Genomic DNA, 9,457 nt, shown 5'->3' with positions numbered 1-9,457 from the left:
CAAGAACAACGGCCGCAGCGTCGTCGTGCGCATCAACGATCGCGGTCCGTTCATCAAGGGACGCGTGCTCGACCTGTCGAAGGGTGCCGCCGGCCAGCTCGGCTTCATCGGCTCCGGCCACACTTCCGTGTGCATGGCGCGCGTCTAGAGTGGCCTTTTCTTGGACCATGACCTCCCTGCAGAACCGGAGGTTCGCAAAGCGAAAACCGGAATCCACTTTTCGGGATCATGTCGGGTGTCCGGCAAAAGGGCCGGACACATTGCCTACACATTTCGCAGCCGCACACTGAGCCGGCTGGCGCCGTTCGGCCCCGATTTCCATGGCCTTGAACCAAAGAAGCATTGGTCACGCAGCGTGACGTATTGCATCGCAGCAATTAGTTGTTAACTTCCCCGCGAGACATCTAGGGCTCGGCGCTGCTCGTCGTCCCTTCGGTCGCAGGCAGCAGCGGGGTTCTCGATGTTCTACCAGCTCTATGAAATGAACCACGCCGCCTTGCAGCCCGCGCGCCTCTATGCCGACGCGGTGCGGATGTTCTATTCCAATCCGCTCAATCCGTTTTCCCACACGCAATGGGGCCGTTCGATCGCGGCGACGGCCGAACTGTTCGAGCGCACCACGCGCCGCTACGGCAAGCCGGCCTTCGGCCTGAGCAAGACCGTGGTCGACTGGAAGAGCGTCGAGGTCACCGAGAAGACCGTCTGGTCGAAGCCGTTCTGCAATCTCGTCCGCTTCGAGCGTGCCGTGCCCGCCGGGCGCAAGCCCGATCCGAAGCTTCTCATCGTGGCGCCGATGTCGGGCCATTATGCGACGCTGCTGCGCGGCACGGTGGAAGCGATGCTGCCCTATGCCGACGTGCATATCACCGACTGGGTCGATGCCCGCATGGTGCCGCTTGCCGACGGCCAATTCGATCTCGACGACTACATCGATTACGTCATCGACATGCTGCACACGCTGGGGCCGGACACGCATGTGATGGCGGTGTGCCAACCTTCGGTGCCGGTGCTGGCCGCCGTGGCGCTGATGGAAACGAAGGGCGACCCCTTCGTGCCCTCGACCATGACCTTGATGGGCGGCCCGATCGACACCCGCAGCAATCCGACCGCGGTCAATCTGCTGGCGCAGGAAAAGGGCATCGACTGGTTCCGCGACAATGTCGTGATGCATGCGCCCTGGCCGGTGCCGGGCTTCGGCCGCGAGGTCTATCCCGGTTTCCTGCAGCTGTCCGGCTTCATGAGCATGAACCTCGACCGCCACATCATCGCCCACAAGGACTTCTTCATGCATCTGGTGAAGCATGATGGCGACAATGCCGAGAAGCACCGCGATTTCTACGACGAGTATCTGGCTGTCATGGACCTGACGGCGGAGTTTTATCTGCAGACCGTCGACACCGTCTTCGTTCGCCAGGCCTTGCCCAAGGGCGAGATGACGCATCGCGGCACCAGGATCGATCCGTCGGCGATCCGCAACGTCGCGCTGTTCACGGTCGAAGGCGAGAACGACGACATATCGGGCCTTGGGCAGACCAAGGCGGCGCATGATCTGTGCCCCAATATCCCGGCTGAGCGGCATGCCCACTACATGCAGCCGGCGGTTGGCCATTACGGCGTGTTCAACGGTTCGCGCTTCCGTTCCGAAATCGTGCCGCGCATCGTCGACTTCATCACCAGCTATGGCCGCCAGGAGCGTGTCGCGGTGAAACCGAAGCTGGTCCGCGCCGCCAAGAGATAATGCAAGTCGCCCAAATTGCGGATTTTTGGACGACGACCTGCATAGAACCAAGCTTAACGGCGACAAACCGTGAGATTGACCCGTAAAAGCCGGCTGGCTGGCCGATTCTGTTGCACAAGTGCCGCTGTCCAGCCCCTCGGGTAACCATGCCGACAATCCGACCGTCGTCGTAATTGACACGGACTGTAAATCCCCCTTAACCTTTCGTTAATAACAAAGGGTGAGCGGGGACAATGATTTCCTCATCGATGGCGCAGCGGCTGCGCGTGTATGTGGCGGCCGGGCTGGCAGTGACGGCGGGCTGGGTGGCACCGGCTTTGGCGGGTGGAGCGATGGCGACCGGGGGTCTCACCTCGCAGCCGATTGGCCACTATGATTTCTGCAAGCTGCATCCGGGCGAGTGCTCGATCCGCCCGACCAATCAGGCGCCGGCTCCGATGAGCGACGGGCTGATGCGCAAGCTCCTCAATGTCACTGCCAGGGTCAATGCCGCCGTCAAGCCGATGAGCGACATGGACATCTACGGCAAGGACGAGGTCTGGGCCTATCCCGACAAGGGCGTCGGCGATTGCGAGGACTATGTGCTGGAAAAGCGGCGCCAGCTTTCACGCATGAGCATATCGCTTGCCGATCTGCTGATCACCGTCGTGCGCAAGCCCGACGGCGAGGGCCACGCCGTGCTGACGGTGCGCACCGACGAGGGCGACTATGTGCTCGACAATCTGACCGACAAGGTCAAACCATGGGACGCGACCGGTTACCGCTTCCTCAAGCGGCAGGCGATCGACAACACCGGCCGCTGGGTCTCGATCCGCGGTGGCCAGCAAGTTCTGGTCGGCGCGGTTCAGTAAATACGGCATTTGCCGGAAGTATCCATCGCTTCGTCATCCTAGGGCGTAGCAGGAGCGAAGCTCCGTCGCGGAGACCCTAGGATCCATGCCGGGATGCAGATGAAGAACGCCGAGGCGCAGGAATAGGCGCCAGCGATCGTCATGCCGGCATCACCGTATCTTTATCTTTGCACCGCCGCGACGCTCGCAGTTCGCGGCATGGATCCTCGGGTCTGCTCGTCCGCTTCGCTTCCGCTCCGCCCGTGGCGGACGAAATCGAGGAGTCCCCCGACAAATTTCAGCATCTCCGTGAACCATTTCGCTTCGGCCAGCGACACACAGCCGTGAACCGAAACCAACCATGGAGACTTCAGATGACTGCTTTTCTGCGAAACACCCTTCTTGCCGCTCTCGCGGTGTCGAGCATGGCCGGATCCGCCATGGCCGATCAGACCACCAGCTGTTCCAAAACCAACCTCAACGACCTCTGGGCCGGCCGCTGTTGCGGTGATGCCGGGGCGTCGGGCTGCCTGGGGGGTGGAAACAATGGCCATGGCGGCAATGGCGATCACGGCCGGGGCGGAAATGGCGGCACGGCCGGCAAGAAATGATCTCACCACTGTGCCCGCTGGCGGTCCGCCGGCGGGCAGTTTCCTGCTGAGGCAGGCGAACCTGCATCACGCTCGGATCGTCGGCTACGGCCGCTGGTTCAACGCCGCGCGGATCGATGCAGTGATGCGGCGAAGCTCCGCTTCGTCGAGTTTCTCGATGTTTTCCGCCAGCAGATTGGCAAGCTCGGTGGCGGCGGGGGAAAGACCAGACGTGTCGAGTTTTACACGCGGGTGCGAGGCCTCGGCCAGCTGCGCCAGTTCCTCGGCGTCGTCCCAGATGATGTTGAAATAGCCGATGATCTTCTGGATCAGCGTCCAGGTCGGGGCACCGCGCCTGCCATGTTCGAGCGCCGACAGATAAGCGGCGCTGACGCCGATCGCCGCCGCCATGTCCTTCTGGCGGACACCGCGTTCGCCTCGTAGCGTGCGCAGCTTCTCTCCGAACGGGGTCATGTCCCCGCCCTCATGATAGACCTCCTCACAGGCGCGCCCGCCGCAGGCGGATATAGAGCGCACCCGAACCGCCATGGTTTCGGGCGGCATGGTCGTGGCTGGAGACCAGCGGCCGGAAGGCGGGCGTCGACAGCCAGGCCGGCACGGCGCGCCGCAACACCCCATCGCCGCCGGAGGACGAGCCCTTGCCGGTGATGACCAGGACATAGCGGACGCCGCCGGCATGCGCCCGGTGCAGGAACGAAAACAGCAGCGAATAAGCCTCGTCCTGGGTCATGCCGTGCAGGTCGACACGGCCCTCGATCGGCAGCCGGCCTTTCGATAATTTGTCCAGCGTCGGCTCGTCGAGGCGGTGCGTGACTTGCTGAGCCTTCGGCTTTGCGGTCCCTGCGGCGTTGGCAGCAGGCTGGGCCGGCTGCGGCTGATTTGGCCTAGCCTCGGCGGCAATGTCGGGGATGTCGACGGCAAATTTGCCCTTCAGCGGCTTGGCCGTGCGCGCCACCAGGTTCCACAGAACCCGGTCATCCTCGCTGAGCTTGTCCGGGCGCCGGGTCATCGGACCGCACCCGCAACGAGCGCGCGCGGCACCAGCGCATAAAAATCCGCGGCATTGCGGACCACGCCGGCGATCTCGCCCGCGGCATCGCCCGAACCGGCGAACAGGTCGCCCCGCGCCGGTCCGGTGATGGCCGAGCCGGTGTCCTGCGCGATCATCAGGCGGCGGAACGGTTTTGCGTCGAAAGCAGTCAGCGTCGGAGCGTCGATGTAAAAGGGCGTGCCGAATGTATGCAGCAGGCGGTCGACGGCGATCGAGCGGCCCGGCGTCAGCGGCACCTTGGCGGCGGCGATCGGCCCAAGGGCCTCGTTCTCGACATCGGCCGGGCGGAAGAAGATGTAAGAGCGGTTCTGCCACAGTATCTCGTCGACGCGGTCCGGATGCGCCTTGAACCAGGCGCGGATCGACTGCATCGTCACCTCCGCCAGCGGGATCTCGCCAATCTCGCTCAGGATCTTGCCGGGCCCGGTGAAGCGCTGGCCGGATTTGGCGGCATAGGTGACGCGGACAAGCCGGCCGTCGGTCATGGCGAGGCGTGCGGCACCTTGCACGTGAATGAAGAAGGCATCGACCTTGTCGGCCAGCCAGGCGATTTCCAGGCCCTTGCCGTCGAGCGCGCCGCGCTCGATCTCGCCGCGGTCGGGATACTCGACCGGCCCGTTCGGCGTCTGGCGCGCGAAAGCGAGGTAGGGATCCTGGCCGGGCGGCCGGTTTCCGTCGTCGATATCGACGAGATCGGCCGGGCGCGACAGCAACGGCACCGAAAATCGGTCCGTGCGCACCGGTGACGCCTCGACTTGCGGTTCATAGAAACCGGTGACGAGCCCGGCGCCGGCATTTTCGGCAGGGATAAGCGCCGGGAAAAAATGGCGCTCGAAGAAGGCGCGGGCTTCCTCGCGGGCCAAAACCGGCGACCGATTCGCCGGCGAAACGGTCCGCGCCTCCGCGTAGGCATCGGCAAAAGCTTGGAAGCCGACGCCGAGCGCACCGCTGCGATAGGGTTTGGTCAGCACATGGAAGGCCGAGCGGCGAAAGGCGGCGAAGGCCGCCAGATGGTCGTCATCGTCCCAGCCGGGCAGGTCGCCAAAGGCTTTCTCGACAAAAAGAGGCGATAGCGACACCGGAGCCTCGCCGCGTGTTTCCGAACTAGTCTTCTTCCTCGGTGGCGACGAGCTTCCAGTTCGGATCGCGCGAGCGCGTGTCGCGGGCGAAGGTCCAGACATCCTTGACCTCGGCGACGGTTTCCGGGTCGCCGTCGATGACCGCGCCTGCCTTGTCGCGGGTCGCCGAAATCAACTCGCTGATGATGCGCAGCGTGACATGCGCCTCGCCGCCCTTCATCTCGGCCGAGACGATGTCGGCCTTGTCGATGCCGACGAAGGAGGACTGGATCTTTTCCGCCTTGGCCTCGCGCTCGCCGATGGCGGCGACAAAACCGTCATAGACCTCGCGCGACAACAGGTTCTTCAGCGTTTTGCGATCGCCGTCGGCATAGGCCATGACGATCATCTCGTAAGCCATCTTGGCGCCGTCGACGAAACCCTTCGGCTCGAAGGACGGATCATTGTCCTTGATCGTGCGCAGGCCCTTGTTGAGGTCGGTGTCGGGCTTGGCGAAAGCGTCGATCGCGGCATAGGTGTCGGGAGCCGGCTCGCCTGGCGCGCGCTTGCGCGGCAGCGAGACGACGTTTTCGGATTTCTGGGCGGCATCCTTGTCGCCGGTGCGAGCCGCCGAATAGGGATCGAAGGGCGGCCGTTCGCTGCCGGTGCGGCGGCCCAGCACATTGCGCAGCTGGAAAAAGATGACCACCGCCGCAATCAGGAAGAAAATCGTGCCGAAGTCGAAGAATCCCATATCTTCCGCCAATCAATCCCTGCCCTGTGGCCGGACCGTCAGGCCCAATGGCCACGGTCGCATAGCGTTCAACATTCAAAGCATATAGAACGCAAGGCGCAATCATTCAAATCAAAGGCAGGCATACCTATCTAACAGCCTCAGTGCCAGCGGCGATTGCTCGCTGGCGGCCAAAACAATCGAAACGATCATAACAATCGAAAAAGGTTGGCAAGACTTGCGCATTTCGCTGCTTCCCTTCTTTCTCCTCGCGCTTCCGCTGCTGGAAATCGCCGGTTTCGTCATCGTCGGCCGCGAGGTCGGCGCGCTGGCGACGGTCGGCCTCGTGCTGGCCTCGAGCATCGCCGGCGTGCTTTTGCTCCGATACCAGGGCTTTGGTGTGATGGCCCGCATCCGCACCGAGATGGCCGCCGGCCAGAACCCCAGCCGCCACCTTGCGCACGGCGCCATGATCGTGGTTGCGGCGATCCTCCTGATCATCCCCGGCTTCATATCAGACATCATCGGCCTGCTGCTGTTCCTGCCGCCATTGCGCGATTTTGCCTGGAGCCGGTTCAAGGGCCGCATTGTCGTCGCCACCGATTTCTCGACCGGCGGTTTTCGTGGCCGGCGCGACAGGGTCATCGACCTCGACGATGGCGATTATTCACGCGAGGACGATTTCAAGCGCGGCCCGGATCACAACTCGCCGTGGCGGCGGCTGAAGGACGACTAGGGCGCCGTCCAAGACGGCAGACCCCTACCTATCATCGGTTCGCCACTCGGAAATCATGATAGGCCAACTCGTAGGTCTTCTGTTCGAAACCGGGCCATTCCTCTTGCAACGTAGTCGCTGAGCGCGCCCTAGAGAAATCGGCGTCCATCATCAGTTTCCATGCTTTTTGGCTTTGCAACTCGCGGGCTGCCTCGATGGCTTCCAGGAGGCAGGCGTCGGTTGCGGCGGGGTGGGCGGCCTTCAGTCGAAGGACCATCATTTCATGCGGATTGAATCTCAATATGGTACGGCGCGGGCCGATAAGCGGCTTAGGCGGCACGGCAGTATCTTCGACGAAAGGCGCGTTGCGAAGTCCGGCATCGAACTCAATCATATTGAGCAAAAATTCGGACCTCAGGAGAAGGTATGCGGCATCCCAAAGGGGCAACTCAGCCATCTTGTCGAAAATAGACTTGGCTTGCGGTACCGACCGCAGCTTGGCCGTCAAATTTTTGGGTGTGATCATCTGGACCCTCGACGCGCAGAATAGCAGTTTGACGCCATGTGATTGAAACTGAAAATCAAATGTGACGCTACCCACTACCGCAAGGCGGCAAACCTTGTCTTGTCATCCCCGCCATGGTAGCGAACGCCCGATTTCAATTCGGTCAGCGACGCTGCCCAGGCAAGAGGACAAGGCTTATGGCCAGCAAAGATGACGCGCCGGTCGGCGCAGCCAACGGAAACGGCAATGCGGCGCAGCCGTCGCTCAACGTTCTGGCGCAATATGTGAAGGACCTGTCCTTCGAAAGCCCCGGCGCGCCCAATTCGCTGCGCGGCCGCGACAAGGCGCCGGGCATCGCCATCAACGTCAACGTCAACGCCAACCCGCTCTCCGACAAGCAGTTCGACGTCAATCTGACGCTGAACGCCAAGGCGTCCTTCGACCAGGAAGTGCTGTTCAATGTCGAGCTGGTCTATGGCGGCGTGTTCGCCATTGCAGGTTTTCCGCAGGAGCACATGCTGCCGATCCTGTTCATCGAATGCCCGCGCCTTTTGTTCCCGTTCGCCCGCCAGATCATCGCCGAGGCAACCCGCAATGGCGGCTTCCCGCCGCTGATGCTCGACCCCATCGACTTCGCACAGATGTTCCAGCAGAAGCTGGCCGAGGACGAGGCGTCCAAGGTCAAGGTGAGCTGAGCTCGGCTGCCATCGCTGTTGTTTTCTGAGAACCCGGCCTCGCGCCGGGTTTTCTGTTTAAGGTGTTGGAGAGATAGCTGAGGCACCGGCGCCCTTCGAATGGCCGAAGCCTTCGGGTCTTCGTCATCCTTGGCGAAGCAAGGAGCGAAGCGACGCGGCGCAGACCCTAGGATCCATGCCGTGACGTTTGCCTTAGAATGCAGCGGATCAGAATGGCGCTTGTCCGCGCACCGAGGCTTGTTACCCTGAAACCATGACCGGCTACGTCTACATGACCGCGAGTCAGAAGCGCGGTACGATCTACATCGGTGTCACCAACGATCTCGGTCGCCGCATGCCGGAGCACAAATCCGTGAGGGCTCGCGCTTCACCAGCCGCTACGGTGTTCAGCGGTTGGTCTGGTACGAAGAATATTTCGATATTACCGATGCCATCCAGCGCGAGAAGTCACTGAAGCGCTGGCCGCGACAATGGAAGATCGAGTTGATCGAAAAAGCCAATCCGGAATGGTTCGAGCTGTTTCGCGGGACGGGGTGGTAGGCGTTCGGTTCCTTGCACCGCCGGAGCACTGCACCACTGTCACGGCATGGATCCTAGGGTCTCCGCAACGTCGCTTCGCTCCTGCTCCGCCCTAGTCTAGGATGACGAAGCCGCGAGGGTTTCGGTCAGCAATTGCTCAGCCAACCGCAACCTTCAGCCACAGTGCCTTTTCGCCAAGCGTCCCGACCATGCCGGTGTGCGCGGCGCGTTCGGCTTCGGTGACACGCGGCGGCAGGGGTGCCGGGCGCTGGCTGATGATGATTTCGATCTGGCGGACATTCTCGCCTTGCGCCGGCGCGGTGGCGCTGTCGAGGATGAGGGCCGCCTGCTTGCCGCCGATCAGCTCGATATAGACCTCGGCCAGCAATTCGGAATCGAGCAGGGCGCCGTGCTTGGTGCGCTTGGTGTTGTCGATGCCGTAGCGCCGGCAGAGCGCATCGAGCGAATTGGGGCCCATCGGGTGCTTGCGGCGCGCCAGCGCCAGCGTGTCGACGACAAAACCATTGTCTATGACCGGGTGACCAAGCCGGCCGAATTCGACGTTGAGGAAGCCGACATCGAAAGTGGCGTTGTGGGCGACCAGCTTGGCGCCGTCGGTGAAGTCCAGCCACTCCTGCACAATCTCGGCAAAGGTTGGCTTGCCCGCGAGATCCGCCGCGCTGATGCCGTGCACGGCCTGTGCCTCGGCGTGGATCGCGCGGCCTTGCGGGTTGATGTAGTGGTGGAAGGTCCTGCCGGTCGGAAAGCGGTTGACCAGCTCGACGCCGCCAAGCTCGATGACGCGGTCGTCGCGCGAATCGAGGCCGGTGGTTTCCGTGTCGAAGATGATCTCACGCATCGAATCAGTCGCTCCGCTCCAAGGGAGCAGATTCATACAACGGAACAAAATGGCAATGAGAAACGGCGTTGCCTAGGACAATCGCCACAGGTTTGCGCTGCCCCTCATCGCCTTGCCGGGCACTTCTCCCCGTATAGTGACGG

The 9,457-nt window shown here is 62.5% G+C and carries 12 protein-coding genes and 1 pseudogene; 6 read left to right on the top strand and 7 right to left on the bottom strand.

The window, feature by feature from the left end; all coding sequences use genetic code 11:
- From EOC06_RS43150 to EOC06_RS22465, 3 genes are all read left to right on the top strand, one after another.
- On the top strand, window positions 1-148 hold a 148-nt coding region (locus EOC06_RS43150), incomplete at its 5' end, for an RlpA-like double-psi beta-barrel domain-containing protein (RefSeq protein ID WP_281062099.1).
- Between the two features lie 312 nt (window positions 149-460).
- Window positions 461-1,738: a polyhydroxyalkanoate depolymerase gene (locus tag EOC06_RS22475; protein WP_127268048.1), complete on the top strand. Its 1,278-nt coding sequence runs from the start codon at window positions 461-463 to the stop codon at window positions 1,736-1,738.
- 233 nt (window positions 1,739-1,971) lie between these two features.
- Window positions 1,972-2,589 (top strand): transglutaminase-like cysteine peptidase, encoded by a 618-nt coding sequence (locus EOC06_RS22465; RefSeq protein WP_128308822.1) that lies wholly within the window; start codon window positions 1,972-1,974, stop codon window positions 2,587-2,589.
- A gap of 161 nt (window positions 2,590-2,750) precedes the next feature.
- Here the strand turns inward: EOC06_RS22465 and EOC06_RS40905 are convergent, their stop codons facing one another.
- From EOC06_RS40905 to EOC06_RS22440, 5 genes are all read right to left on the bottom strand, one after another.
- Complete coding sequence (locus tag EOC06_RS40905; RefSeq protein ID WP_206631234.1) at window positions 2,751-3,140, bottom strand: hypothetical protein; 390 nt, start codon at window positions 3,138-3,140, stop codon at window positions 2,751-2,753.
- Window positions 3,141-3,263: 123 nt separating this feature from the next.
- Window positions 3,264-3,632: a helix-turn-helix domain-containing protein gene (locus tag EOC06_RS22455; protein ID WP_128308820.1), complete on the bottom strand. Its 369-nt coding sequence runs from the start codon at window positions 3,630-3,632 to the stop codon at window positions 3,264-3,266.
- A gap of 25 nt (window positions 3,633-3,657) precedes the next feature.
- Window positions 3,658-4,188 carry a Smr/MutS family protein gene (locus tag EOC06_RS22450; protein ID WP_127321405.1) on the bottom strand — a complete coding sequence of 177 codons (531 nt, stop codon included), beginning with the start codon at window positions 4,186-4,188 and terminating at the stop codon, window positions 3,658-3,660.
- Window positions 4,185-5,309 carry a murein transglycosylase A gene (locus EOC06_RS22445; RefSeq protein WP_128308819.1) on the bottom strand — a complete coding sequence of 375 codons (1,125 nt, stop codon included), beginning with the start codon at window positions 5,307-5,309 and terminating at the stop codon, window positions 4,185-4,187. Before EOC06_RS22445 ends, EOC06_RS22450 begins: the two co-directional genes overlap by 4 nt.
- A 25-nt stretch (window positions 5,310-5,334) precedes the next feature.
- A complete protein-coding gene (locus tag EOC06_RS22440; RefSeq protein ID WP_127268043.1) occupies window positions 5,335-6,042 on the bottom strand; it encodes a Tim44/TimA family putative adaptor protein in 708 nt (235 codons plus the stop codon).
- 217 nt (window positions 6,043-6,259) lie between these two features.
- Between EOC06_RS22440 and EOC06_RS22435 the strand changes: the two genes are divergently transcribed.
- Window positions 6,260-6,757, top strand: coding sequence for an FxsA family protein (locus EOC06_RS22435; RefSeq protein ID WP_128308818.1), 498 nt, complete (start codon window positions 6,260-6,262; stop codon window positions 6,755-6,757).
- 31 nt (window positions 6,758-6,788) lie between these two features.
- Here the strand turns inward: EOC06_RS22435 and EOC06_RS22430 are convergent, their stop codons facing one another.
- Window positions 6,789-7,262 carry a hypothetical protein gene (locus tag EOC06_RS22430; RefSeq protein ID WP_127331952.1) on the bottom strand — a complete coding sequence of 158 codons (474 nt, stop codon included), beginning with the start codon at window positions 7,260-7,262 and terminating at the stop codon, window positions 6,789-6,791.
- 176 nt (window positions 7,263-7,438) lie between these two features.
- Between EOC06_RS22430 and secB the strand changes: the two genes are divergently transcribed.
- Window positions 7,439-7,936, top strand: a complete 498-nt coding sequence (gene secB, locus EOC06_RS22425; protein ID WP_023813420.1) for a protein-export chaperone SecB — start codon at window positions 7,439-7,441, stop codon at window positions 7,934-7,936.
- A gap of 253 nt (window positions 7,937-8,189) precedes the next feature.
- Window positions 8,190-8,476 (top strand): annotated as a pseudogene (locus EOC06_RS22420) (GIY-YIG nuclease family protein).
- Between the two features lie 136 nt (window positions 8,477-8,612).
- Here the strand turns inward: EOC06_RS22420 and dnaQ are convergent.
- Window positions 8,613-9,314: a DNA polymerase III subunit epsilon gene (gene dnaQ, locus EOC06_RS22415; protein WP_128308817.1), complete on the bottom strand. Its 702-nt coding sequence runs from the start codon at window positions 9,312-9,314 to the stop codon at window positions 8,613-8,615.
- Between the last annotated feature and the right edge of the window lie 143 nt (window positions 9,315-9,457).

Origin of the sequence: Mesorhizobium sp. M7A.F.Ca.MR.362.00.0.0, from assembly GCF_004023175.1 — a bacterium.
In the GTDB taxonomy this organism is placed as follows: domain Bacteria; phylum Pseudomonadota; class Alphaproteobacteria; order Rhizobiales; family Rhizobiaceae; genus Mesorhizobium.
Note: the sequence above shows the minus strand (reverse complement) of the source record. Positions and strands in the feature narration are given on the sequence as shown.

Bases quoted from the DNA above. Each gene is read 5' to 3' on its own strand.
- EOC06_RS22475 (WP_127268048.1), top strand. From the start codon at position 461: ATGTTCTACCAGCTCTATGAAATGAACCACGCCGCCTTGCAGCCCGCG.
- EOC06_RS22465 (WP_128308822.1), top strand. From the start codon at position 1,972: ATGATTTCCTCATCGATGGCGCAGCGGCTGCGCGTGTATGTGGCGGCC.
- EOC06_RS22455 (WP_128308820.1), bottom strand. From the start codon at position 3,632: ATGACCCCGTTCGGAGAGAAGCTGCGCACGCTACGAGGCGAACGCGGT.
- EOC06_RS22450 (WP_127321405.1), bottom strand. From the start codon at position 4,188: ATGACCCGGCGCCCGGACAAGCTCAGCGAGGATGACCGGGTTCTGTGG.
- EOC06_RS22440 (WP_127268043.1), bottom strand. From the start codon at position 6,042: ATGGGATTCTTCGACTTCGGCACGATTTTCTTCCTGATTGCGGCGGTG.
- EOC06_RS22430 (WP_127331952.1), bottom strand. From the start codon at position 7,262: ATGATCACACCCAAAAATTTGACGGCCAAGCTGCGGTCGGTACCGCAA.
- secB (WP_023813420.1), top strand. From the start codon at position 7,439: ATGGCCAGCAAAGATGACGCGCCGGTCGGCGCAGCCAACGGAAACGGC.
- dnaQ (WP_128308817.1), bottom strand. From the start codon at position 9,314: ATGCGTGAGATCATCTTCGACACGGAAACCACCGGCCTCGATTCGCGC.